Origin of the sequence: Xanthomonas euvesicatoria, assembly GCF_013112235.1 — a bacterium.
Taxonomy (GTDB): Bacteria; Pseudomonadota; Gammaproteobacteria; order Xanthomonadales; family Xanthomonadaceae; genus Xanthomonas; species Xanthomonas euvesicatoria.
The window spans coordinates 2,567,150-2,591,272 of the sequence record NZ_JABFFS010000001.1 but is presented as its reverse complement, the minus strand read 5'-3'; the positions used below and the strand labels follow the sequence as shown (position 1 = coordinate 2,591,272).

The following is a 24,123-nucleotide window of genomic DNA, read 5'->3' as shown; positions in this document are numbered from 1 at the left end:
CCAACATCCCTTGGTCATCCTCGGGTGCACACCGTGCACCCCGTCTGCGGAGGTGGTTATGTCGTATATCGATGGTTTTGTGCTTGCCGTCCCCACGGCCAACAAAGAAGCATTCATCGCGCATGCCCGCATGGGCGATGCGGTCATCATGGAATACGGTGCGCTGCGTGTAGTGGAGTGTTGGGGCGACGATGTCCAGCCGGGGCAATGGACCGATTTCTATCGCGCCGTGGATGCCACCGCCGAAGAGACCGTGGTGTTTTCCTGGATCGAATGGCCGGACAAGGCCACCCGCGATGAGGGCATGCGCAAGATGATGGAAGACCCACGCATGGACCCGTCGGTCAATCCGATGCCATTCGATGGCAAGCGCATGGTCTACGGTGGCTTCGTGCCGATCGTGGCGCTGGGCCAATCGGCGTGAGCGGTGTGGCGCGTGGCGGCCCGCAGGAGCTTGGCCAGGCATGCGCAGGCTGGTGCCGCCGCTGGCATTGGGCACGGAATCGCTGGTGGTGATCGCTACACTGGCCGCATGCAGCATGCGCCGCCAGCGATGGCCGAAGACAGCGCAGGCAGCGCCGCCGACTGGAGACCCACATGACCGATGCACCACTACTGATCGCCTGCCCGAGTTGCGCTGCGATGAACCGTATTGCGCCCACGCGCCTGCGCGATGCGCCCAACTGCGGCAGCTGCCATCAGCCGCTGTTCCTGGGGACGCCGGTGGCTTTGTCGGCTGCAGATTTCGACAAGCATGCGGTGCGCAGTGCACTGCCGCTGGTGGTGGATTTCTGGGCACCTTGGTGCGGGCCATGCCTGAGCATGGCGCCGCAATTTGCCGCAGCCGCTGCAGCATTGGAACCGCAGGTGCGCCTGGCCAAGGTGGATACCGACCTGCATCCGGCGCTGGGCACGCGCTTTGGCATCCGCAGCATTCCCACCTTGCTGGTCATCCAGGGTGGGCAGGAACTAGGCCGTCATTCCGGCGCAGTGAGCAGCGCGCAAATCGTCAACTGGGTGCGCTCTGTCCTGAGCAAGCGGTGAAACGACACGACGGCCAGCTGCGCATACACGCAGTTGGCCCATCCACCTGCAGGAAACATCACTGCGGCGCAGTTGCCGCAGTGACTGCATCAGCCGATCAACCGGTTACTGCCAGTTGACGTTGACCGACACCCCAACGACACGCGGCTCGTTGTAGACCGCGGCCATGTAGTTTTCGATCACACCCTTGAGGTTCTTTTCGTTGGTGATGTTGCGCGCGAACGCCGCCACTTCCCAGGCACCGTAGCCACCGGTGTAACCCAGCTTGAGGCCACCTTCGAAATTGCCGTCGGAACGGAACTCGGTGGAGTCGTACAGCACGAAGCTGGTCTGGCCCTGCTTGTTCCAGTCGGTGGACACGAAGAACGCGCCGTCGTTGCCCACCGGGATGTCATAGCGCGCGGCCAGGTTGAGGTTGTACTTGGGCGCGTTGGGCAGCGGGTTGCCGTCGATCTGGGCGAAGGTGTTGGCACCTACGCGGATGGTCGGGTCGTTGACGGTGCACACCACCACGCCATTGAGCGCGCAGGCCTGCGCAAACACGCGCTTATCGTGGATTTCGCTGTGCAACAGGCTCAGGCCGGCGGTGATCGACAGGTTGGAGATCGGGCGCCAGTCCAGGTCCGCTTCCATGCCGTAGGCCTTGGCCTTGTCGGCATTGAACAGCACGCCATTGCCGTCCGAGTCGTTGCCGTTGAGCTGGATATCGTCGACCGTGTAAGTGAAGCCGCTGACATTCAGGCGCAGACGGTTCTCGAACAGGCTGCTCTTGATGCCGGCTTCCCACGACAGGATGGTTTCCGAATCGGCGGTGGTGAAGTCCGAATTGAACACCGCGCTGCGGCCCTGGATGGTGGGGCCACGGAAACCGCGCGCCACGCGCGCATACACGCTCAGCTGCGGGTCGATCTCATACATCGCGCTCAGATCCCAGCTGGGCTGGGTATCGGACATGCGCACATCGCGCCGGCCGCGGTAGGTCACCACACCGGCTGCGGTATCGGCGGTCTTGAGCAGACGGGTTTCCTTGGTGTCCTTGGTCTGGCGGATGCCGGCGGTGAGCGTCAGCGCGTCGGTCGCCTTGTAGCTGATCTGCCCGAAGCCGGCCCACGAGGTATTGGTATTGCGCAGGCGCACCCAGTTATTCGGGTTGCGCGCGGCGGTCTGCAGGAAATAGGCACGTTGATAGAAATCGGTGGTGTCGCGGCCGTCGAAATAGAACGCGCCCACCTGCCACTGCAGGGCCTCGTCGCCTTCGCTGGCCAGGCGCAATTCCTGCGTGTACTGGTCCAGGTCGCGGATCTGTCCCATCGACTGGCCAAAGCCGTTCGGCACGCCATTGACCGGGTAATTGGCGGCAGCACCGCCATCGGTGTCGCCACGGCTGTAGCCGGAAGTGGTTTCGTAGGCGGTGATGGAGGTCAGCGACACGCCACCGAAGTCGTAAATCGCCTTGAGCGAGCCGCCATCGGTTTGATACGCCTGCGGGTTGTCGTGCCCCTCATCATAGGCCACACGGTCGCGCGGCACGTCCACCTTGTCGCTGCCACGCGTGATCGCGTTGCGCAGGAACAAGGTGGAAGTGCCGTCGTAATCGCGCGTGTGCACCGAGCCCAGCAGCGAAAACGCATCGTTGGGCTTGAGCAAGACCTGCAGGCGCGCATTGCGGTCGTTGTAACCGCCCATCGCGTCCTTGCGCGGGGTGCGCGTGCCATCGGCGCTGCTGCCGGCAAAGGTGTTGTCCACCCAATCGTCGCGGTGCTGGTACAACGCGGACACGCGGAACGACAGCACGTCGTTGATGGGGCCACCGAAGCCGCCATCCAGCGAGATGGTGTTGTAGCTGCCGTAGCTGGCGTTGACGCGACCGGTGTAGGTGTCGCTGGGCTTGACGGTGTCGAACTTGACGATGCCGGCGGTGGTGTTGCGGCCGAACAGCGTGCCTTGCGGACCGCGCAGCACTTCGACCTGGTCCACGTCATAGACCGGATTGGATTTGAGCACGACATGCTCCAGCACCACATCGTCCTGGATGATGGAGACCGGCTGCGAGGCACCCAGGTAGAAATCGATATTGCCCAGGCCACGGATATAGAAGCGCGGGAAGATGCGCCCGGTGGTGGTTTCAGCGTAGAAGCCCGGCACGCGGCCGGACAGGGCCAGCAGCGTGTCATCGCCACCGGCGGTGTAGTCGCGCATCGCTGCGCCCTGCACCACGCCCACCGAGACCGGCACGTCCTGCAGGTTCTGCTCGCGGTGCTCGGCGGTGACGGTGACCGTGTCCAGCGCGGTCGGGCTGGCTTCGCCCTGGGTCGCCGGCGCTTGCTGCGCAGACGCGGTTGCCGCCAGCGAGGCTAGCAACAGGCCGGCGCAGGCACGGGCCAGCGGCGTGCGCTGCAAGGCGGTGCGGCGGCGCGCAGCGACCTGTGCAATAGCGGACACCGGCGACGGAAAGACAGGCGAGTACAACGACATGCGGGTTGATCCTAGGTAGTGATGCGAGGTGATGACACAGCGTCCAAGCCGTTTGGCATGGCACGCCGGTTGGCGGCGCCGCGTGGCGCCGCGCGCACGATATGTCAGCAATGTTGCAGCGAAGTGGCAGCGCCCGGTCCACACACCCCGCCACGCGCGCGGAGGCATGCCACCACGCGGCGTTGGCATCGCAAAACGTCATGCCACGCCGCCCTGCGTGCTGTCATGCTGGTGTCGTACTGGCGTTGCGCCAGGGCATGGCACGAGGGGATCTCTTGAAACGACTCGCATGGGTGGCCGGCCTGCTGGCCGCATTGAGCTGTCAGCTGGCGCATGCCGGCACCGCGTTGATCACGCAGATCGATTACCAGGGCGACGACGGCGGCCCCGCGCCAACCGCCGCGCATTACCGCAACCCGGTCGTGGCCGGTTTTCATCCGGACCCATCGGCGGTGCGCGTCGGCGACGATTTTTATCTGGTGAATTCCAGTTTCGGCTATTTCCCCGGCCTGCCGGTGTTCAAGAGCAGCGACCTGGTGCATTGGAACCAGATCGGCAACGCGATCGACCGTCCAACCCAGATCAACTACGGCAACGACGAACTGACCCGCGGCCTGTTTGCCGCCAGCATCAGCTACCACGCTGGCACTTTCTATATCGCCAACACCTGTTTCTACTGCGATGGCGGCAATTTCCTGATCACCGCCACCGATCCGGCCGGGCCGTGGTCGGATCCGATCTGGCTGGACGCCAAGGGCATCGACCCCTCGCTGTTTTTCGATGACGATGGCAGTGCCTGGCTGGTCAACAACGACGTGCCGGCCGGCAAGCTGCGCTACGACGGGCACCGCGCCATCTGGCTGCAGCGGCTGGATCTGGCCAGCATGAAGTTGGTCGGCACCCGTCAGGTGATCGTGGATTCGGGCTTCAAGCCGGCCACCAATCCCGAACACATCGAAGGCCCGCACCTGTTCCGCCGCGATGGCTACTACTACCTCACCGCGGCCGAAGGTGGCACCGGCGAGCAGCATGCGCAGATGATCTACCGCAGCCGCCAGATCACCGGGCCATACGAAACCTGGAGCGGCAATCCGGTACTCACCCAACGCGACCTGGACCCATTGCGCAATGCGCCGATCACCTCGGCCGGGCATGCACAGTTCGTCGAACTCAAGGACGGCACATGGTGGGCGGTGTTTCTCGCGACGCGCCCTTACCGCGGCAATCACTACAACCTGGGCCGGGAAACCTTCCTGTTGCCGGTGCAATGGCGCGATGGCTGGCCGGTGGTGCTGCCGCACGGCGCCGCGGTCCCTGTCGTGGCAGCGCGCCCACCCTTGCCGGCGGGCACGCAGCCCCTGCCGACCACCGGGCCAATGCAGTGGAGCGAGCGCTTCGGGGATGCGCGCGTGCCGATGCAATGGATGACCATCCACCCACCCATCAGGCCGTGGTATCAGCCCGGCGCACAAGGCTTGCGCGTGACGCCGGCAAACATTGCGCTGGGCGATATCGGCCGTGGTCAGCCGGCCTATCTGGGTCATCGCCTGCAGCATCATCACGCCACCTTGGTCGCCAGCGTGGATGGCAGTGCGCTGGCACCAGGCGAACAGGCCGGTCTGGCGATCGTGGCCAAGGAGAGCAACTTCCTGGCAGCAATGCTGGTGCGCGAGGACAGCGGCGCTGCGGTGGTGCTGTATTGCCGCGCCGGAGCGCAACAGCCCGGCACCGGCACCGAACTGGCACGCGCGCCACTGCCCGATGCCACGCAACCGGTGAAACTGCGCTTTGCGCTGGATGCCGCACGCGTGCGCGTGGATTACGCCGTCGGCCAGGGGCAGTGGCAGACGCTGCTCGAACAAGGCGATGCAAGTGTGCTCAGTACCGAGTCGGCCGGCGGTTTTCTTGGCGCCACATTCGGGCCGTACGCGTATGCGCGCTAAGCGAAATGCAGGAACGTGGCTGCACGCCCGCTGCATGCGCAGGCCGCGCCCGCCCCGCAGCGACGCATGCGTGTTTGGAGCCGCTTAACGCCCTACGCCCGCGCCAGGACGCTGCTGTCGAGCATCTGCACCACCGTGTTGAGCAGATCGTTGAGGCTGAAAGGCTTGGGCAGCAAGGCCATGCCCTCTGCCAGAAATTCTTGCCGCGTGGCCGCGTTTTCGGCATAGCCGGTAATGAACAGGATCGGCAGACCCGGGCGTAGCGTGCGCGCCACATCGGCCATGTCGCGCCCGTTCATGCCGGGCAGGCCGACATCGGAGACCACCAGATCGATGTGCGCCTCGGTGCGCAAGTGTTCCAGCGCGCCGTTGGCATCCTCGGCTTCGATGACCTGGTAGCCGGCATCGCTGAGCACTTCGCTCACCATCATGCGCACCACGTCGGTGTCGTCCACCAGCAGTATGCGCTCGTTGCGCGTGCGCGGCGCGCTGGGCGCCGGTGCCGGCAGCATTTCGTTGGCCGAGAGCCCGCGCGGCAGCAGGAGCGCCACCGTGGTGCCACGACCCACATCGCTGGTGATGCGTGCGGTACCGCCGGATTGACGTGCGAACCCGTAGGTCATCGACAGGCCGAGACCGGTGCCTTCGCCGATGGGTTTGGTGGTGAAAAACGGCTCGAACACCTGGTCGAGAATGGCCGGCTCGATCCCGCTCCCGTTGTCGATCACCTTCACCGCGACATAGTCGCCGTCGTCCAGTTCCGGGTCGTTGTGCGCGGTGTAGGCCGCGCTCTGGATGCGGATGGTGCCCTGCCCTTTCAAGGCATCGCGCGCATTGATGACCAGGTTGAGCACCACGTTTTCGAGCTGGTTGGCATCGGCAATGGCCACCAGCGGCGTGGACGCAAGATCCAGCTCCAGCGCGATGTTTTCGCCGATCGAGCGTTGCAGCATGTCTTCCAGCGAACGCACACGGGTGTTGACGTCGAACGGTTGCGCGTCCAGCGATTGCTTGCGTGCGAACGCCAGCATGCGCTGGGTCAGCGCGGCGGCGCGGTGCGCCGAGCCGTTAGCGATCTCGGCCAGGCGCGGCACGCGTTCGATGCGATTGGATTCCACTGCGAGCTGGATCATGTCCAAGCCGGAAATGATGCTGGTCAGCAGGTTGTTGAAGTCGTGCGCGATGCCACCGGTGAGCTTGCCCAGCGCTTCCATCTTCTGCGCCTGCAGCAGCTGGATTTCGGTGTGCTGACGCTGCGCGATCTGATGCGCGAGCTCGCTGGTGGCGGTATCCAGTTCCTGGCGCTGCTCGCGCTCGCGCAGGCGCTGCTCGGTCACGTCTTCCACCAGCAACAGCCCCAGATCCGGCTCGCGGTAGGGCGACACGCGCCATTCGGTTTCGCAGAGCTTGCCATCGCGCAGCAGCGACAAGGTGCCGCTCCAGCGCTCGCGTTGCGCCAACGCAGTGGTCAGTGCGTGCACGGCGGCGGCCTGATCCAACCCGGCGGCATGGATCGCAGCGCCGGGTGTGGCGCTACCGATCAAGCGTTGGAATGCGGCATTGGCCTCGTGCATGTGCAGGTTGGCATCCACCACCGCAATCGGCGCGCTGATGTGTTCGAAGATTTCGCGGAAACGCGCCTCGCTGACCCGCAACGCCTCCTCGGCGCGGCGTGCGCGCAACAGCGTGCGCAAGGTGGCCAGCAACACGTTGGGGTCGACCGGATGGATCAGGTAGGCGTCGGCGCCGGCATCCAGCCCGGTGATCATGTCGCCGGTGGCGATCGAGGCCGCCGAAACATGCACCACCGGCAGCAACGCGGTGCGCGGCTCGGCACGCAGCGTCCGCACGATATCGAAGCCGCTCATGTCCGGCAGGTTGACGTCCAGCACCACCGCAGAAAACGTCTGCGCGGCAAGTTTGGCAAGACCCTCGGTCCCGGTGCCGGCTTCTTCGACCGCGAACTGATGGTGTTCGAGCACGCGCCGCACCGAATAACGCGTCACCGCGTTGTCGTCGACGACCAGGATGTGGTGCTTACTGCCCACGCGTTTCCTCCGCTGCCAGTGTCATCGGCAGCACCACGTAAAATTCAGAACCCTGCCCGACCACGCTGTTGATCCCCACCCGGCCGCCCAGCAATTCGGCGAACCGTTTGCAGATCGACAACCCCAGGCCGGTGCCGGTCAGGCGTTTTTGCAGCGGCGAGTCCACCTGTACGAAATCTTCGAACAAGGCCTCGTGAAGCTCGGCCGGAATGCCGATGCCGGTGTCGTGCACGCCAAAGCGTACATGGCTGTCGCCTTCCAGCTGCGCAAACACGCGCACCTGCCCCTGCGGGGTGAACTTGAGCGCGTTGGAAATGAAATTGCGCAGGATCTGCGCCAGCTTCTTGTCGTCGGTGTACAGCAGCGGCAGCACCGGCGGATCCTCGAAGATCAGCGTGGTCGTGCCCACATCGGTGAGCGGACGGAACATGCCGCGCAGCGCCGCGAACAGGTCCATCAGGTCGAACCAGCCCGGCGAGATGGTGATGCGCCCGGCCTCGATCTTGGCCAGGTCCAGCAGGTCGTCCACCATCTCGGTGAGCTCGCGCGCCGAACCGCTGACAAAGCGCACCTGCTTGAGCTGCTCGGCATTGAGCGGCCCGTCCATGCCATCCTCCAGCAGCCGGGTGATGCTCAGGATCGAGCCTAGCGGGGTGCGGAACTCGTGGCTCATGTACGACAGAAAGCGGCTCTTGAGTTCGGACACCTCGCGCAGCTGTTCGGCCTGTTGGTCGAGCTCGGCATACAGGGCCAGCACGCCCTGGTTGGTTTCTTCCAGCTCTTCGCGCAAGGCCTGGTTCTGCTGGCGCAAGCTTTCCAGTTCAGCCATCGCCTCGGCTGCCGGCATCTTGGTGGTTGAATTCATTGCATGCCTCCCAAGCGCATGACGAACACGCAGCAATCGTCGCGGCCGCGCGCGTAATCGCGCGCCAGCACTGCGGCAATGATGCGTGGATGGCGCGACAGCAGGCCCGGATGATCGCGCAGGGTCCAGCGCGATTGCAGGCCGTCGCTGTGCATGACCAGTAACTTGCCGGCGGCGTGTGGAAAGTCGAACGGTTGCGCCTTGCGGAACTGCACCCCGACGATGCCCGGGTGCGAGGGCATGCCGCGCACGCCGTCGCCATCGCGCAACGAGGCGACGATATTGCCCACCCCGGCAAAGCGCACCTGGCCGCTGCCGGGATCGAACTGCATGACCGCCGCCGCGCCGCCGCGCGTGCCGCTCATGCCGGCATGCAGGCGCGCGATGCGTTCGCCGGGTTCGCCACGGGCCGCTGCCGCAGCGCGCGTCCCCGCATCGGCGGCATCGGCCGCGCCCGCTCCGTGGCCAAGGCCGTCGATCATGCTCACGGTCACGCCTTGCGCATCGATCGCCAGATGCCAGCCATCGCCGCAGACCGTTTCGTTCTGGAGCGGCACACGCAGCGCGCCGTAGGGCAGGTCGGGCATGCTGTCGGCGTCGGCGTACACACGCGCCAGGACCACGGCCCCCCGGGCATCGGAATAGGCGTCCAGCAACGCGGCATGTCGCTGCACCGTGCCCAGGCCGTTGCCAGGCGTGCTGCCGGTGGAATACCCGTCCGGCAGACAATCGGCCAGCACGAATCCGCGCCCCTGATCGAGCGTGCACAACTCGATGCCCAGACCATCGCGGCCGGCGACGCTGCACAGCTGCATCTGCCCGCCACCGGCATGGTTGAGCAGGTTGGTGCACAACTCGGTCGCCACCAGGGCCACGCGGCCACAGCCGTCTTCATCGAAACCGCAGGCCTGTGCAAGCGCCACCGCTTCGCGGCGCACCTGCCCGACCTGGGTGCCCTCTTCGACGCGGATCACCTGGGTGAGCGCGCCGGTCATGGTTACTTCCATTTGGTGATGGTGATGCGGGTGCCCTTGCCGGCTGCGCTATCGAGCACGAAATCGTCCACCAGCCGCCGGCTGCCGGACAGTCCCAGCCCCAGGCCACTGCCAGAGGTCCAGCCGTCGGTCAGTGCAAGCTCCAGGTCTGCAATGCCCGGGCCCTGGTCGCGGAACGTCAGCTGCACGCCCTTGCGGATGCCGCTTTCGACCAGTGCCCAGTCCATGTCGCCGCCACCGCCGTAGATCACCGTATTGCGCGCCAGTTCGCTGGCCGCGGTGACCAGCTTGGTTTGATCGACCAACCGCAGCCCGCATTGCACCACCAGCTTGCGCACGGTCTGCCGCGCCAGCACCACATCCTGCTCGGTGCGCACCGGTTGCGAGCCGACCGTCATGGAGCCGCATCGGGTTGTTGCAGCAGGCGCATGCCGCGCTCGACATCGAGCGCGGTGCGCACCGACGGCAAGGTCAGCCCCAACTCCACCAGGGTGATCGCCACCGCCGGCTGCATGCCCACCACCACGGTTTGCGCGCCCATGAGCGTCGCCAGCCCGGAAATGGTGCTGATCATGCGCCCGATGAACGAATCGACGATATCCAGCGCGGAAATGTCGATCAACACGCCACGCGCAGAAGTGGCGCTGATCTTCTCGGACAGGTCGTCCTGCAGTTGCAACGCCAGTTGGTCGTGCATGTCCACCTGGATGGTGACCAGCAACAGATGGCCCATCCGCAGGATCGGAATACGTTCCATGTCAGTCTGCCTTGCTGACGGTCACGCCGGTGCGCTTGAGCGCCAGCGCCAAGGCATCGGCCAGGTTGGCCTTGGTCACGATCCCCTGCAGGTCCAGGCCCAGATGCACGATGGTTTGCGCAATCTGCGGGCGCACGCCGCTGATGATGGCGTCGGCCCCCATCAGCCGGATCGCGGTCACGGTCTTGAGCAGATGCTGTGCCACCAGGGTGTCCACGGTGGGCACGCCAGTGATGTCGATGATGGCGATTTCCGAGCCGGTGTCGACAATGCGTTGCAACAGCGACTCCATCACCACCTGGGTGCGCTGCGAATCCAGTGTGCCGATCATCGGCAGCGCCAGCACGCCGTCCCACAGCTTCACCACCGGGGTGGACAGCTCCAGCATCTCTTCCTGCTGACGCACGATGATGTCTTCGCGGGTCTTCTGGAAAACCTTCACGGTGTACAAGCCCAGGCGGTCGAGCAATTCCGACAACGCCCACAACTGCTGGCCCAGTTCTTCCGGGGTATTGGCGTATTCGCGCTGCACCAGCGCAAACAACACGCGCTTGAGCGAAAAGATGAAGTTGGCGGTTTCCTGCGAATCGAAACCACGCGTGGCGCGGTCGCGCGAGAGATGTTCCAGGAAGCGACGCACCTCGCTCCATTCGGCACTGTCCAGGCTGCTACCGTCGTGCTTCAACGACGCCACCAGCAAGCGCAGGAATTCGCCGGCCTGCGCTTCGAATTCCTGCCGCGACAGACGCGCATCGTTGCCCAGGCTGGACTCCAACCATGCGGTCAGCAACGCATGTTCCTGGCCACCAATCGCATCGATCGAGCGCTGCTGCAATGCCACCATGAGATCACCCACCAAAAGAAAAGAGGTTGGGCATGCGGGCTGGACTGCGCCCTGACCGACGCGGCGCCCCCACGCCGATGCGCAGCAGAATAAAGCAATTCAGATTGACCAACCAGCGAGCCAACCTGTAGCAGTCATCCGCCCACGGGCGCAGTGTGACATTGCCGCGCGCACGCCGAACGTGCGCCGGTCCACGCCTGCGGACATGCACTGCACCAGCGCCCGTGCAAGGCAACACGCCAACCGGTCGGCGTGCCATCACCCCGGGCCCTGGCGATGGCCGATCGACGGCGCGTCACTGCGTTTTGAGCCTGCGGCGATGCTCTTCCGATCGGCATTGCCACTGCCATGGCGAGCTCCATCAGGACACTGGAGACCAAACAGGACCAAACGCCGCAGAAACGGCAGTGCGTGGCGCTGCGCCCTGCGCCTGCACGCAGGGCATGCACTTGCGTCATCGCCCTGCCGACGGTGTGGCGGCACGTCCAAAGCGGGAGGGTGTGCCGGCATGAATGCCGCCGCGTTGCACAAGAGCAATGAGCGTGTTCTTGACGCCGGATGCAGCGCCGCGCATCCAGCGTGGCGCCCGAACGCACGCCACGATCGCCAATGTCCACCCACCCCGGCGACAAACGCCGTTGGATCAGGCCGATCGCCGCCCTATAGTCCGTAACGCTCCACCGCATCCAGATGCGGCTGCGGATCCTGGCCGCAGGCCTCGGCAAGCCGCAGCCAGCACATCGGATGCGACCAGCGCGAGGTCGTGCATCGCAGGACGCGATGCAGTTCCTGCGGGGCGACGTTTTCCGGAAGGGCCACGGTGAACAACACGCCCGGCAGTCCGGATGTTGCATCCTCCGGGTTGAACGCGTCCGGATGGTCCGGGTCGACCACGCGGTAGTCGTCGCGACTGTGCAGCCACATCTTCCAGCCGCGCATTTCCAGGTCTGCACGCATCGCCTCGATCACCTCGTCGCCAGGATGCACGCCGTCCACCAGCCAGCTATTGGCATAGCCACCCGCTTGCAGCACATGCACCTGCGCGTAGGTCGGCACGAAACGCTCGCGTTCGGCTTCGTCTTCCGGCGGCGGATACAACAGTTCCGCGTCGAACACCACCCAGTCGCCGACATGCTGGCGCCGATGCGCAGGCGCGTTTTCGACGATGCGTGCAGTGACCGGGCCGGTGCGGCGCGCGTAGTACTCGGCCATTTCGCCATCATCCATGCAACGAATGATCACCCAGCCCCAGGTCTCTTCGACTACGCCGCCGGTGCTGCTCAGCTCCATGCCAATGGCCTGCACAGAGGCACGCACCGCGTCCCAATCCTGCGCCGCACTGGCCGCCGTCATGTGATCCCAATGCGCAGAACGCGGTTCTTCCAGCAGCTCGGTAAGTTGCCGATAGACCGCGGCGGCCTCGGCAAAACGGCCGGTATCGAGATACATGCGCGCCAACAAGCCGCGTGCGCCGTGCGAGCCGGGCGATAGCTCCAACAGTGCCGTGCAGGCCTGCTCCAGCGCCGGCCAGTCGCCCAGCCGCTGCGCCAGCTGCGCCTCGCACCACAATGCCGCCACCGGCGCCTGTGGGCGATACAGCTGTGCCAGCCGGCGCACACCGGCTTCATCGCCGCGGCCCAGCAACAGATTCATCAGCCGGAAGGTGGGGCTGGTTTCGCGATCGGCATGCCGCTGCACGAATGACCACAGCAACGCGATCGCTTCCTCGTCGGCCGCACAGGCACTCAAGGCAGAAGCAGTGGTGTCGACAAGCTCGGCATCGTCCGGACAGTCAGCGACGGCCTGCAGCAACCACTGCGCTTCGCGCTCGGGATTGCGCACCACATCATCGCCCTGCGCGTTCAACCATTCCAGCAACTGCGCGGCAGCGACCGGTGACTCCTCGCCCGCTGATACGGCCGCGATGCGCGCAGCCCAACCGTCCAGCGCCAGCGTGGCACCACGGTCCTGTCGCAACTTGGGCAGATGCGCACGTGCAAGCGCCAGATGCCTGCGCGCGGTCCACACCGCGCCGCGTTGCAGCGCCAGCCCGATCGCAAGCTCGGCCGCTTCGATCAAGATGCGATGCGCGCCAACCTGCGCGTAATGGTCGAGCATCTGCTGCACGCGGCTGCCCAGGTCCCAGCTATTGCGCTCGGGCGCGCGCGCCACCAGCACCGCCACCGCACGCAGCCAGTGCAGGCGATAACGCGGCGCAATCTCGCGCCATGGCAACAGCGCTTCCATGGCTTCGTCATCGCGCTGCAACAGCGCCAACGCGCGTGCCTTCTGCAGGCGCCGCGGCTGGCTGCAATTGGCCCACTCGGCACCTTCGCGCGCGGCGTCGCGTTCGCGCTGTTCCACCAGCGCCAGCGCTTCCTGCGCACGCCCAAGCGCAAGCAGGATCGAGATGCGCATGTCCGGCACGCCGTCGTAGATTTCGCCGCCATGGTCCAGGATGGCCTGCGACTGCTGCTCCAGGTACTGCAGCGCCGCGTCACCGCGCCCGTCGTCGAGCAATGCATCGGCTTTTTCGCAGCTCAGGCACTGGTAACACGACCAGCTCGGGTCGATGCGGCCCAGGGTTTCGTCGCACACCTCGATACGTTCTTCCACCCAACCCGGGCCATCGATGTTGGCATAACACGCGGCCAGGTCCTGGGTCACGCAGACCGATTGCGGGCACTCCACTGCGTCGGCGCGATGCGCACGCTCGAACAGCGCCACCGCATCGCCCAGCGCACGCTCGCCTTCGCACAGGTTGCCGACCCGGTTGCGCATTTCCCAATGCCCGACGAACACCTCCAGCCACGGGTTGGCCAGCGTCTTGCCCAGCGCACGTGCCTCCGGCAACAAGGCCTCGGCGCGGTCGATCTGCAGATCGCAGATGTGGTCGGTCAGCCGCGTCAGCAACTGCGCATTTTGCGGCTGCCCGGCTTCGCCCAGATCGTCCTGCAGTTTTTCTACCCAGTTCCAGATTTCCATCGTGCCGCTCCTGCGATGCGGCGCTTCAGCGCGCCAGCAATTGGGTCACGGTCTCGGCGAAATCGCCGAAGGCCTTGTTGAGATCGGAAACACCTGATTCGGTGCTGCCCGGCTGCGGCTGCGTACGCCCCTGCGCCGCGACGATCACCTTGAGCGCACGCAGCAAGCGCGCCGCCACCGCGGCCTGCGGGTTGCCTGCGCGCTGCGCGCCCAGCAAGGCCTGCAGCGCCGGATTATCCAGATTCAGATACAGCCGCTGGGTCTGCCGCGCTTGGATGCGCGCGGTGAATTGCCGCGCCAGGCGCAACGCGGCGGTAGAGACACGCTTGTCGTTTTCGTCCTGCTCCAGGCGGCGTTTGAGCTCGGCCTCGCGGTCGGGCACTACCACCAACGGCAGTTCCTGCGGGCTGAAACGCGCCGGCACCAGCGCTTCGCCATCGCCCAGGTGCTGTTCCAGCCAGGCCAGTTCATCGGCCGGCAGCGTGTCCAGCTGGAACAACTGGCGGTTGCCCTGCTCGGTGCCCAGCTCGACCAGACGCACACCCTTGACCTGCGCCCAGCGCCGCAGAAACGGCACCACCGCATACCGGTTGCCGTAGGCCACCGGCACGCCCATCGCACGGAACAGCATTTCTTCGAAACCGCTGTCGCTGTCGAGGATCACGTGCACCGCACCGCGCGATGGCAATTGCTGCGCCGGCAGATCGCCTTGCGACGTCGGTACCCGCACGTGTTCCAGCAGCAATTCGAACAGGCGCTCATCGCACAGCGCCGCGCCCAGCAGAGCTTCGTTATGACGCAACAGGATGCGTCGCCATGCCTCCGGTTGCTGGCGCGCCACATCGGCCAGGCCTTGCACCAAGGCCTCGGACAAGGCGTGCTGCACCGCGCTATAGACCGTATCGCGCTGCAGGTCTTCGCGGCTTGCGGTAGGCGTCAGCCGATTGGATTCGATCACCCCACCGATGAAGCCCGCCCACGGCGGCAGCAGTTCGCGCGCGTTGTCATCCAGCAACATGCCGCGCAGGAACACCGACAGATTGCGGTTGTCGCTGGTGCCGTAGGTCGCACCGTCCTGCACCCACAACAGGCCGACCGCATCGCTGCCCTCTTCCGCACGCACCGGCATGCAGCACAACGGCTCGAAATTGCGCTCAAAGCGCGCGGCGAACTCGCGTTGCCGGCGCCAGGCCTGCACCGGATGCAACGGTACGGCGTCCTGCACGCGCCACGGCGGCGGCTCGGGATTGATCGGCTGCGTTGCGGCGCCGATCCAGATCGGCTCGCGCAACAGCGCGCAATAGCGCGACAGAATCTCGCGCAGCCGCCCTTCCTGAGCCAACGACAGATAATCGCCGTGTAGTTCCAGCACCACCTCGGTGCCCACCTGCGCACGCGCAGGAATCGGGCTGACCGTGTACTGCTCGGCGTTGCTGGAGATGTAGCAATAGCCCAGCGTGGGAGACTGGTAGGAGGTGGTGCGCACGGTCACCCGCCGCGCCAATACGAAGGCGGACAAGAAGCCCAGCCCGAACATTCCGATCAGGCCGCTGTCCTCGTGGCCGCCCTGGCGCAGCCCACGCGTATAGCCCACGCCCACGGTGGCCAGGTAGTCGTGGATTTCCTGCTGGGTCAGTCCGGCACCGGTATCGACGATGCGCACGATGCCTTGCGCGGTATCGGCATGCACCTCGATGCGCGATTGGCCGTGCCAATCGGGTTGTTCCAGACGACGACGCAGGATGGAATCGTGCGCGTTCTGCACCAGCTCGCGCAGCGCCACCACCGGGGTGGAGTACAGGTGCTTGCCGAGGACCGACATCAGTCCATTGAGATCGACGCCTGCCCGGCGGATCTGCGAGGCGTCGGTCGCCTCGGGAGTGGGATCTTGCATGATCGGTCGTCGTTTCCTTGGCGACGACGCCCATCCTCGGACGCGTCCCCCTGGGTGCCAGTGCCAGCCGGAAAGGATAGCCGGAACCCACATTGCACGCACGTCTCAGTTTGACCCCTGGCCTCCGTTGCGTACAGCGACGCGCACTGCACCGCACGCCGGGTTGACCCACCACGGATCGGTAGCGCTACCAATCCGTGGGTTGCGGAGATTACCGCTGCAGGGTCTCCATCGGCGCCTCATTGAAGTGCTGGCGATAGCCCTTGGCCAACGCCGAACGGCTGCCGACGCCCCAGCGACTGGCCGCCTGCAACACACTGCCGCAGCCGCCTTCGGCCAGCAGTTCGTCGCGGATGCTTTGCATCCGGTAGCGGCGCAGCACCTGCGTCGGCGATAGCCCGGTAGCCGACTTGAACGCTTGCTGCAGCGCGCGCCCGGTGACCCCGATCTGTGCGGCCACTTCGTTGATCGACAGATCCGAGCGATGCGCATTGGTGATCATGTAGCTGTAGGCGCGCCGATACTTGGCCGGCAACCGGGCGGAGATATCGTCGCTGACGTGCGCCGGGGTGCCGCTTTCCAGCAAGCGCGGTGCCTGCACTTCGCTGCGCAGGCACTGCACCGCGCCCAGCGCGTAGCGGTTGTAGAGCAGCAACGCTTGTTCGGTGCGCCCCATCGCCTGGCTGATCTTGGCCTGGCAGTACTCGAACTCCAGGTTCCAGCGCGGCGCATGATGTCGGCCGGCACCGGCCAGCGCACGCTCGGCCAGATCGGCACGGCCCACCGCCAATGCCGCCAGCGCCAGTTCCACCTGCGCGTCCTGACGCGCACACGGCGGGCAGCCGGTGGCTGCGGCCGGCAATGCGTCGATCTGCGCGTCGAAGCCGAAGGTGTCGCCGCCGGCAATACGCAACAGGCTGCGTACATGCCGCATGCGCTGCGCAAGCACCGGCATGCTCTCTGCCAGATCGGCGATGCAGGCGCGCAGGTCGCTGGGCTCGAAGGCATGCGTGGCATCTTCCTGGCGCAGCGTGGCTTGCCAGAACACATGGTCGCTCATGCGGTCGGAGCGACGGATACGCAGCTGCGCAATCATGTCCAGACGCAGCGCAGTGGCAATCCGCAGCCAGTCCGACGCGCCGCTCTCCAGGTCGGCCAGCACCTCGCGGGCACGCTCCAGGGTCTGTAAGGCCAACGTGCTCTGGCCCAGATGGAAGTGGGTCAGCGATTTGCCCAACAGGCTCTCGCCGCACAGGCTGGGCGGCGTTTCGCGGTCCATTGCCAACTGCGCGAAGCAATTCAACGCCGCGCTCAGGCGCCGCTGGCTCAGCATCAACCAGGCGGTGTTCCGGCACGACAGCAGGCGCAATTGACGCTGATGCCCGCGCATGGCCTTCAAGGCCTGCCGATACGCATCTTCGGCCTCTTCCTGATATTCCAGGATCAGCAACGCATCGCCGCTGGCACCGAACAAGCTGACCTCATCGTCGGCGCCATCCGCTGCGCCCTGTCCGTCGCGTCGCTGTTGGAGATGTTGCAGTCCCTGTGGCCAAGCACCAACCAGCATCCTGCTCGTATAGGTAGGAAGACGTTCTGCGTATGACAACGCAGAGATCGCTGCAAAGTAGGTGGAAAGGATCATGCCGGTCTCTCTCTTTGGGGGGCGGAGCAAAAGACAACAGGCGCCGAACTCGCTGGCGCAAACGATTGTATGCAGCGGATCCAATAGAATTTCCCTCTGAAAGCCATTGAAAAAATCAAAAAAGCTCACTCTGTCAAACAACCATGTGATGCGTTTTCTCCCGACGCAAAGCGCATTTGCACATCGTTGGCATTGTCGTACGCCAGACATTTCGCGCCATCCGGTTGAGTATTGATATCGCCGGTCTACGCCAATCCCCAGGCACAGTCGGACAACGTCTGCGAACGCGCCGCTTCCATGCGCATTGATGGTCATCGGCGATGTTCACCACGATGCACCGTGACTGTACGGACACGTACGCCGAAGCGTTTTTGATCGCGAGAAGCGGGCATGCCACGAAGGAAAATCGCTGCTGACCTATTCCAGCCGCGCGCGATCCCACGACCAATCGCAATAGATTGGTCTAGACCTCGGCAACCGGATGCCTCTGCCCGCGCGCGTCAGTCCATGCTTACTCGCTACTGCATGACGCGCATGGCGCAATTGCATGCGTCCCAGACATGCCCGCTATGTAAGAGCTCTGTTACGTCTAAATGAGCGCGAGTTAAAGCCGATGTCGACAAATCCGAAGACGCGTACGCAAGCGTGAAACTTTTGGTCTCTGCAATGGTACATACCATTCGTCCAGCTCCACTGGACTCTCCCCCGCCAACCGACTGGTCCGACGATGCAGCGATCTTTGAAGATGGATTTTGTCCTGGCATTGGCCGACCCGCACCGGCGCCCGTCCCATGCGTGGCTTGTACGCCGACACGCGAAGGCCGCCTGAATGAACGACCACTCCCCCTCCAATGCCGGATCGGTGTTCCTGTTGACGCAGGACGCGCGCCTGACCTCGCAGGTCAACGCCAGCCTTGCACCGCTCGCACGCAACGTCTCGACGTTTTCCGATGAACTGGAGCTCCTGCGTTCGCTGCGGCACTCGCCGTGCGAGCTGCTGATCTTCGATGCCAGCTGTGTCGCCGCCGATGACAGTTCACTGCTGGCCTGGCAGCGCTGCCATAGCGGCCAGCCCACGCCGCTGATCGTGCTTGGCCGTTTCGATTGCGCCGACAACATTCTGGCCTGGTATCGCGCAGGCGCGCAGGAGGTCCTTGCGCTGCCTTTCAATTCGCATGAGTTGCACGTGCGCGCGGCCCTGGCGATATCGCCGGTGGCGCATGCCTGCCCGGAGACGCAGCACCTGAGCGTGGGTCCCTACAAGCTGATCCGCGATGAAAATACCGTCTACCTGGAAGGCAAGCCGATCGCGTTGACCGCACGCGAGTTCTCGATTGCCTGGCTGCTCTTTTCCAGCCCCGGCGTGTGCTTCCGGCGTTGCCAGCTGGCCAAGGCGGTCTGGGGCAGCCATACCGAATTCACCGACCGCACCATGGAGCAGCACATCTACAAGTTGCGCAAGAAACTGCAGCTGAGCGGTGACAGCAGCGCGGTGCGCATCAGAACCGTCTATTCGCACGGCTACAAGCTGGAGCTCGCGTTGCACGATACCGAGGCAACGACAATGAGCAAGTCCGTTAGCCCAAGTCTTGGCCCTGCACATCACGCAGCCGCCTGCTGAGCAAGCGCACCGCTGCAGATGCGACCTGCGACCTGCGACCTGCATTGCGCAGTCTCGCCTGCGTGACAGCGAAGGGTGCTTGATGACAGGACGGGCGTCGGCACGGCATCGACGACGGAGCGGCCTGCACGCGCGCACTCGGCCCGCAAGCTGTGCCGTCATTCAAGTTCTGCAGGTACCGGCCATGCGGCTGGCTGCATCGTTCACTGCACAGCGTGGGGTGCACGCTGATCGGCGTTGAGCGACGTCGCTGCATCCGTGAGCAGGCGTGGCAGCGACGAATGCGGCGCTGCCTGCTGCGCCGGGACTGTCCAGCGAAACACGCTTCAAGCATGTCGCTGTGTCTCCGCCGTCCATCTCTGGGGATCGGATGCGGACGCCCACTCTACAGAGCGCAGACTTGGCAACTCTCACGCACGCAGGCCGTGACCTTGCGCCTATGCGCCATACGCAATGGCACGATTGGCACATTCACACACGACAACGGCGCAGGGAACTCCTGCGCCGTTGTCCGCTTTCATAACGCGCGAATTACTGCTTAGGGTTTTCGCCGTACTGGTTCGGGCCGGGCGTGCCTTCGATGCACATGAAGACCAGCAACACGAAAGCACCGACGTACGGCACCAGGCTGATCAGATAAAACCAGCCGGACTTGTCCTGGTCGTGCAGGCGGCGCACCGTGACTGCAATACCGGGCACGATCAACGCCAGACAAACGATCACCATGACCGCACAGATCAGCCAAGCCAGCGCACCCGGGCCGTTCTCGTTCCCCATCGCCACTGCCGCGACGGCGAACAGGCCGCCAAACACGAACAGCACCAGGAGCTGCATCAGCGCGAACATCCAGTATTCCTTGCGGCGCGAGCGACCGTTGAAGTCGGCGTAACGCTTGAGCGGCAGCAACATCCATTCCATCGTGATTCTCCTGAAAACGCAGTGAGTGGTGTCTGTGGTCCGGTGCACAGTGCAACGGGCCGCGCATGTTGCCATAGCCCCACTCTTTCTGAAAACGCTTTCTCGACAACCAACTACCAAATCCCGGCGTTTGTCCGACAAACGGCTTGCGGGCGTCAGGTCGCCCCGCGACGCATGCCATGCGCGCCTCCCGCAGCACGTCTGAAAGGCGCGCGATGACCTCTGCACTCAGCGTTTCTTGAGGGTGGCGGCACAGCCGCACCAGTGGTGACCAAGCCGGACGATCATCGATGGTCGCCCGGCAACCGGCCGAGACGATGGCGACAGGCTGGCCCCGGACATGGCAAAGACTTCCGACGCATTCGCAGGCCGCCAACCCGGCCTATCGCAACATCCGCGCGGTGCGCGGCTTCAGTCGGCCGCCGCTTCCAATGCCTGGCTCAGGCGCTCCACGGCAATGATTTCCATGCCCTTGATGCTGGTGGTCTTGGGCGCATTGGCGCGGGGCACGATGGCGCGCTTGAAGCCATGCGTCGCCGCTTCCTTCAGGCGGTCCTCGCCATTGGGCACCGGGCGGATTTCGCCGGACAGGCCCACTTCGCCGAACGCGATGGTCTTTTCGGACAGCGGCCGGTCGCGCAGCGACGACAGCACCGCCAGCAGCACCGGCAAATCGGCCGCGGTTTCCTGCACGCGGATGCCGCCCACCACATTGACGAACACGTCCTGATCGCCCACCACGATGCCTCCATGGCGATGCAGTACCGCCAGCAGCATCGCCAGCCGGTTCTGCTCCAGACCCACCGCCACCCGACGCGGGTTGGACAACGGCGAGGCATCCACCAGCGCCTGCACCTCCACCATCAGCGGGCGGGTGCCTTCGCGGGTGACCATCACGCAACTGCCCGGCTGCTGGGTGCTGCCGCCGGACAGGAAGATCGCCGACGGGTTGGAGACTTCCTTGAGGCCCTTCTCGCCCATCGCGAACACGCCCAGTTCGTTGACCGCACCGAAGCGGTTCTTGAACGCGCGCAACAGGCGGAACCGGCTACCGCTCTCGCCTTCGAAATACAGCACTGCATCGACCATGTGCTCGAGCACGCGTGGCCCGGCGATGCCGCCTTCCTTGGTCACATGGCCGACCAGAAACACCGCGGTACCGGTTTCCTTGGCGTAGCGCACCAGCCGCGCTGCGCTCTCGCGCACCTGGCTCACCGAGCCCGGCGCTGCGGTCAACGATTCGGTCCACAAGGTCTGTACCGAATCGGCCACGATCAGCTTCGGTCGCGCCACGCTGGCGTGCTGCAGGATGTTTTCGATGCCGGTTTCGGCCAGGGCGTTCAGGCCTTCCAGCGGCAGGTCCAGGCGCACCGCGCGCCCGGCCACCTGGGCCAGCGATTCCTCGCCGGTCACATACAACACCGGCAACGTGGAGGCCATGCTCGCCAGCGCCTGCAGCAGCAGCGTCGACTTGCCGATCCCGGGATCGCCGCCGATGAGCACCACCGCACCTTCCACCAGCCCGCCACCCAGCACCCGATCGAACTCGCCGATACCGGTGGAGACACGCGCCTGCTCGGACTGCTGCACGTCCTTGAGCGCAGTGATCTTGGGCGCCTCGGCCTTGCCGGCCCAGCCGCTACGCCGCGATGCCGCTGGCGACGCCTTGCCGCCCGGCGCGGCGCTCTCGAGCACGATTTCGCTCAGCGTGTTCCAGACACCGCATTCGGTGCACTGGCCCTGCCACTTGGTGTACTCGGCACCGCACTCGCCGCAGACATAGGCCGTTTTCGCCTTCGCCATCGTTCTTGCCCATCGTTATTGAAGCAGCAGGATAGTGGCTGACGGTCTCAGTGTGCGCGACGCAGGACTTTGCGGATTCCGGATTCCGGATTCCGGATTCGGGATTCGGGATTCGGGATTCGGACAAGTCGACGATTTGCTGATGCGCAGTGCAAGCGATTGACCAGCTGCACCCACACAACGGCGACATGACCGGTGACGACCGGCCATGCCGCTTGGATTCCACTGATCCCACGTCGGGCAACGACGTGGGCGTGCGCTACTCAGCGCGCCTTGTACAACTCGCTCAGGCGATCCGGCTTGCCGGCGATACGCTCCAGATGCGGATACAGCAGACCGCCGTGGTAGTCGATACGGACGGTTTCGTAGCGGTCGCCGCGCTTGACCAGCAGTTCGATCGGCGCAGTGGTGCCCTTGGCCGCCTTGATCGCATCCTTGATCACATCGGCGCTGAAGGCGCGGCCGTTGACGGCCACCAGGGTATTGCCGTTGATGATGCCGGCATTGAATGCCGGGCTGTCCCACAACACCTCGTTGACTTCGCCCGAGCCCTCCAGCGACAGGCCCAGCGAATAGGTCAGGCTGACGTCGTTTTCGTTGCTCTCGTAGGTCTTGATGGCCAGGTTCGGTTCGTCGTTGTAGACCAGCTTCCAGCCATTGGCTTCGATGCCGCCATTCAACGAACCGTGCCCGTCCATGCGCTCGCGCAACAGGCTGGCCCAGTCGTAGGCGGCCACGCCGTTGAGCGTGCTGACGATGTCGTCGAAGGTATACGGATTGACGTCCCAATCGCCGTTCTTCATGCCGAAGAACGCCTTGGCGAAATCGTCGATGGAACGCTTGTTGTTGGTGAGCGCGCGAAGCTTGCTATCCACTTCCAGCCACATCATCTGGCCGCCGGAGTAGTAGTCCTCGCTCATCTGGTAGCTGCGGTACGCCTTGGGACGCCGCATCGACATGGTCGGGTCGTTGGTGGTGTCCTGCACCGTGCGCCAGGCCATGCCGGGGCGGCCGCGCTCGTAGGTTGCCGCCACGCCGGCCAGCATGTCGCGCGCCTGGTCCTGCGTCCACAGGCCGGAACGTGCGGCCATCACTTCGCCCCAGAACTGGGTCTGGCCCTCGTACAGCCACAGCAGGCTGTCGCCCATCGGCACGTTGAAGTTCGGCGTCGCCAGGTCGGCGCCACGGCGGTACTTGCCGTTCCAGGAGTGGTTGAACTCGTGCGCCAGCAGGTCGCGCATGGTCCAGCTCTTGTCCCACTCGGTGAAGTAATTCGGCGGGCCGCTGTTTTCGCTGGAACGGTGATGCTCCAGGCCGATGCCGCCCAGCTTCTTGGTCAGCGCCAGCAGGAATTCGTAATGGTCGAAGTGACGCGCGCCGTACAGCTTGTCCATCTGCTGCACCAACGCGGCGTGTGCCTTGATCTGCTCGGGCTTGGCCTCCAGCGATTTGGCTTCATCGGCGAACACGTTGAGGTAGACCGGCTGCTTGCCGGTGCTCAGCTCCACGCGCTTGTAGTACTTGCCGGCGAACATCGGCGAATCGACCAGGTCGTCGAAATCGATCGGCTTGAAGCTCACCGTGTCGCCGACGCGGCGATCGGTTTCCAGTGCCGTGGCATAGCTCCAGCCGGCCGGCAGCGTGACGCTGGCCTGCGCCTTGATGTTGCGCGCGAAATAGCCGGCCGGGTACAGCGCCGTGGTGTTCCACTGCAGGTTGAGCATTTCCGGGGTCATCATCACCCGGCCCTGGTTGCCGGCCTGCGGCGAGAGGAACCTGAACTCAGCCGTCAGCTCGGTGGCGCCCTGTGGCACATCCACCTTGAACGCATAGACATCGAATTGGTCGCGTTTCCAGGGCACCACCTTGCCATCGACCTTGATCACCAGACCGGCGAGCTTATCGATCGGTCCGGTCGGCGAATGGTTGCCGGGAATCCACTGCGGGTACAGCAGCGTCATCGGGCCCGGCTTGGCCGGCATGGTGGTCTTGACCTTGAAGATGCGGTGCGCCAGATCGGTGGCGTCCACGTCGATCTTCAAGGTGCCGTCGAACGGCACGTCCTGCGGCGGTGCGGTTTGCGCAGCCGCCGGCAGCGACAACGCCGCCAACAACGACACGGACAACAGGGTGGGCATTTTCATCGCAACTCCGCAGGTGACCTGGACAGGCAAGCCCACGATGCTAAGCGCCTGCCTGTGCTTGACCGTATGCCATTGGTCATGCTGCGGGCGATTGACGCGTAAAAAAAAGGCCGCCAATCACTTGGCGACCTCTTCTTCAACGTTG

Annotated in this window: 17 protein-coding genes; 4 read left to right on the top strand and 13 right to left on the bottom strand. The window is 64.7% G+C overall.

Translation table 11 applies throughout. From position 1 onward, the window contains the following. Positions 1-58 precede the first annotated feature (58 nt). Positions 59-424 carry a DUF1428 domain-containing protein gene (locus tag HLH45_RS11190; RefSeq protein ID WP_008571105.1) on the top strand — a complete coding sequence of 122 codons (366 nt, stop codon included), beginning with the start codon at positions 59-61 and terminating at the stop codon, positions 422-424. A 173-nt stretch (positions 425-597) separates the two neighbouring features. Next, positions 598-1,044, top strand: a complete 447-nt coding sequence (trxC, locus tag HLH45_RS11185) for a thioredoxin TrxC (RefSeq protein ID WP_029818931.1) — start codon at positions 598-600, stop codon at positions 1,042-1,044. 105 nt (positions 1,045-1,149) lie between these two features. Here trxC and HLH45_RS11180 read toward each other — a convergent pair whose 3' ends face one another. Continuing rightward, positions 1,150-3,519, bottom strand: coding sequence for a TonB-dependent receptor (locus tag HLH45_RS11180; protein ID WP_008571103.1), 2,370 nt, complete (start codon positions 3,517-3,519; stop codon positions 1,150-1,152). A gap of 257 nt (positions 3,520-3,776) precedes the next feature. Here HLH45_RS11180 and HLH45_RS11175 point away from each other — a divergent pair, with 257 nt between their 5' ends. Continuing rightward, the gene (locus HLH45_RS11175; RefSeq protein WP_033478392.1) at positions 3,777-5,462 is read left to right on the top strand and encodes a glycoside hydrolase family 43 protein; all 1,686 of its coding nucleotides are present in this window, start codon (positions 3,777-3,779) and stop codon (positions 5,460-5,462) included. A 92-nt stretch (positions 5,463-5,554) separates the two neighbouring features. Here the strand turns inward: HLH45_RS11175 and HLH45_RS11170 are convergent, their stop codons facing one another. From HLH45_RS11170 to HLH45_RS11130, 9 genes are all read right to left on the bottom strand, one after another. After that, positions 5,555-7,510, bottom strand: a complete 1,956-nt coding sequence (locus HLH45_RS11170; RefSeq protein ID WP_008571101.1) for a response regulator — start codon at positions 7,508-7,510, stop codon at positions 5,555-5,557. Beyond that, on the bottom strand, positions 7,500-8,375 hold the full coding sequence (locus tag HLH45_RS11165) for a sensor histidine kinase (RefSeq protein WP_008571099.1): 876 nt from the start codon (positions 8,373-8,375) through the stop codon (positions 7,500-7,502). The genes HLH45_RS11170 and HLH45_RS11165 overlap by 11 nt, the downstream gene beginning before the upstream one ends. Next, positions 8,372-9,370, bottom strand: coding sequence for an ATP-binding protein (locus tag HLH45_RS11160; RefSeq protein ID WP_008571098.1), 999 nt, complete (start codon positions 9,368-9,370; stop codon positions 8,372-8,374). Before HLH45_RS11160 ends, HLH45_RS11165 begins: the two co-directional genes overlap by 4 nt. A 2-nt stretch (positions 9,371-9,372) precedes the next feature. Beyond that, entirely contained in the window at positions 9,373-9,768 is a 396-nt protein-coding gene (locus HLH45_RS11155; RefSeq protein ID WP_008571097.1) for an ATP-binding protein, read from the bottom strand. Next, positions 9,765-10,127, bottom strand: coding sequence for an STAS domain-containing protein (locus HLH45_RS11150; protein WP_003484273.1), 363 nt, complete (start codon positions 10,125-10,127; stop codon positions 9,765-9,767). The genes HLH45_RS11155 and HLH45_RS11150 overlap by 4 nt, the downstream gene beginning before the upstream one ends. Before the next feature lies 1 nt (position 10,128). Continuing rightward, positions 10,129-10,971, bottom strand: coding sequence for an STAS domain-containing protein (locus tag HLH45_RS11145; RefSeq protein ID WP_008571096.1), 843 nt, complete (start codon positions 10,969-10,971; stop codon positions 10,129-10,131). A 660-nt stretch (positions 10,972-11,631) separates the two neighbouring features. Then, the gene (locus HLH45_RS11140) at positions 11,632-13,956 is read right to left on the bottom strand and encodes a tetratricopeptide repeat protein (protein ID WP_008571095.1); all 2,325 of its coding nucleotides are present in this window, start codon (positions 13,954-13,956) and stop codon (positions 11,632-11,634) included. 25 nt (positions 13,957-13,981) lie between these two features. Next, positions 13,982-15,850, bottom strand: coding sequence for an ATP-binding protein (locus HLH45_RS11135; protein WP_008571094.1), 1,869 nt, complete (start codon positions 15,848-15,850; stop codon positions 13,982-13,984). A 211-nt stretch (positions 15,851-16,061) separates the two neighbouring features. Then, positions 16,062-17,417 (bottom strand): helix-turn-helix transcriptional regulator, encoded by a 1,356-nt coding sequence (locus HLH45_RS11130; protein WP_017156588.1) that lies wholly within the window; start codon positions 17,415-17,417, stop codon positions 16,062-16,064. Positions 17,418-18,321: 904 nt separating this feature from the next. Here HLH45_RS11130 and HLH45_RS11125 point away from each other — a divergent pair. Continuing rightward, a complete protein-coding gene (locus tag HLH45_RS11125) occupies positions 18,322-19,113 on the top strand; it encodes a response regulator transcription factor (RefSeq protein ID WP_008571091.1) in 792 nt (263 codons plus the stop codon). Between the two features lie 531 nt (positions 19,114-19,644). On the opposite strand, the gene HLH45_RS11120 is transcribed toward HLH45_RS11125, so the two are convergent. The 3 genes from HLH45_RS11120 to HLH45_RS11110 all read right to left on the bottom strand — a co-directional run bounded on the left by HLH45_RS11120 (position 19,645) and on the right by HLH45_RS11110 (position 23,978). Continuing rightward, entirely contained in the window at positions 19,645-20,031 is a 387-nt protein-coding gene (locus HLH45_RS11120) for a DUF805 domain-containing protein (RefSeq protein ID WP_008571090.1), read from the bottom strand. Positions 20,032-20,442: 411 nt separating this feature from the next. Then, positions 20,443-21,834 carry a DNA repair protein RadA gene (radA, locus tag HLH45_RS11115; RefSeq protein WP_008571089.1) on the bottom strand — a complete coding sequence of 464 codons (1,392 nt, stop codon included), beginning with the start codon at positions 21,832-21,834 and terminating at the stop codon, positions 20,443-20,445. A gap of 263 nt (positions 21,835-22,097) precedes the next feature. Continuing rightward, a complete protein-coding gene (locus tag HLH45_RS11110) occupies positions 22,098-23,978 on the bottom strand; it encodes a M61 family metallopeptidase (RefSeq protein ID WP_029818923.1) in 1,881 nt (626 codons plus the stop codon). Between the last annotated feature and the right edge of the window lie 145 nt (positions 23,979-24,123).

Excerpts from the sequence above, each read along its gene's own strand:
- HLH45_RS11190 (WP_008571105.1), top strand. The coding sequence starts at position 59 with ATGTCGTATATCGATGGTTTTGTGCTTGCCGTCCCCACGGCCAACAAA.
- trxC (WP_029818931.1), top strand. The coding sequence starts at position 598 with ATGACCGATGCACCACTACTGATCGCCTGCCCGAGTTGCGCTGCGATG.
- HLH45_RS11180 (WP_008571103.1), bottom strand. The coding sequence starts at position 3,519 with ATGTCGTTGTACTCGCCTGTCTTTCCGTCGCCGGTGTCCGCTATTGCA.
- HLH45_RS11175 (WP_033478392.1), top strand. The coding sequence starts at position 3,777 with ATGGCACGAGGGGATCTCTTGAAACGACTCGCATGGGTGGCCGGCCTG.
- HLH45_RS11165 (WP_008571099.1), bottom strand. The coding sequence starts at position 8,375 with ATGAATTCAACCACCAAGATGCCGGCAGCCGAGGCGATGGCTGAACTG.
- HLH45_RS11160 (WP_008571098.1), bottom strand. The coding sequence starts at position 9,370 with ATGACCGGCGCGCTCACCCAGGTGATCCGCGTCGAAGAGGGCACCCAG.
- HLH45_RS11155 (WP_008571097.1), bottom strand. The coding sequence starts at position 9,768 with ATGACGGTCGGCTCGCAACCGGTGCGCACCGAGCAGGATGTGGTGCTG.
- HLH45_RS11150 (WP_003484273.1), bottom strand. The coding sequence starts at position 10,127 with ATGGAACGTATTCCGATCCTGCGGATGGGCCATCTGTTGCTGGTCACC.
- HLH45_RS11145 (WP_008571096.1), bottom strand. The coding sequence starts at position 10,971 with ATGGTGGCATTGCAGCAGCGCTCGATCGATGCGATTGGTGGCCAGGAA.
- HLH45_RS11140 (WP_008571095.1), bottom strand. The coding sequence starts at position 13,956 with ATGGAAATCTGGAACTGGGTAGAAAAACTGCAGGACGATCTGGGCGAA.
- HLH45_RS11135 (WP_008571094.1), bottom strand. The coding sequence starts at position 15,850 with ATGCAAGATCCCACTCCCGAGGCGACCGACGCCTCGCAGATCCGCCGG.
- HLH45_RS11130 (WP_017156588.1), bottom strand. The coding sequence starts at position 17,417 with ATGCTGGTTGGTGCTTGGCCACAGGGACTGCAACATCTCCAACAGCGA.
- HLH45_RS11125 (WP_008571091.1), top strand. The coding sequence starts at position 18,322 with ATGAACGACCACTCCCCCTCCAATGCCGGATCGGTGTTCCTGTTGACG.
- HLH45_RS11120 (WP_008571090.1), bottom strand. The coding sequence starts at position 20,031 with ATGGAATGGATGTTGCTGCCGCTCAAGCGTTACGCCGACTTCAACGGT.
- radA (WP_008571089.1), bottom strand. The coding sequence starts at position 21,834 with ATGGCGAAGGCGAAAACGGCCTATGTCTGCGGCGAGTGCGGTGCCGAG.
- HLH45_RS11110 (WP_029818923.1), bottom strand. The coding sequence starts at position 23,978 with ATGAAAATGCCCACCCTGTTGTCCGTGTCGTTGTTGGCGGCGTTGTCG.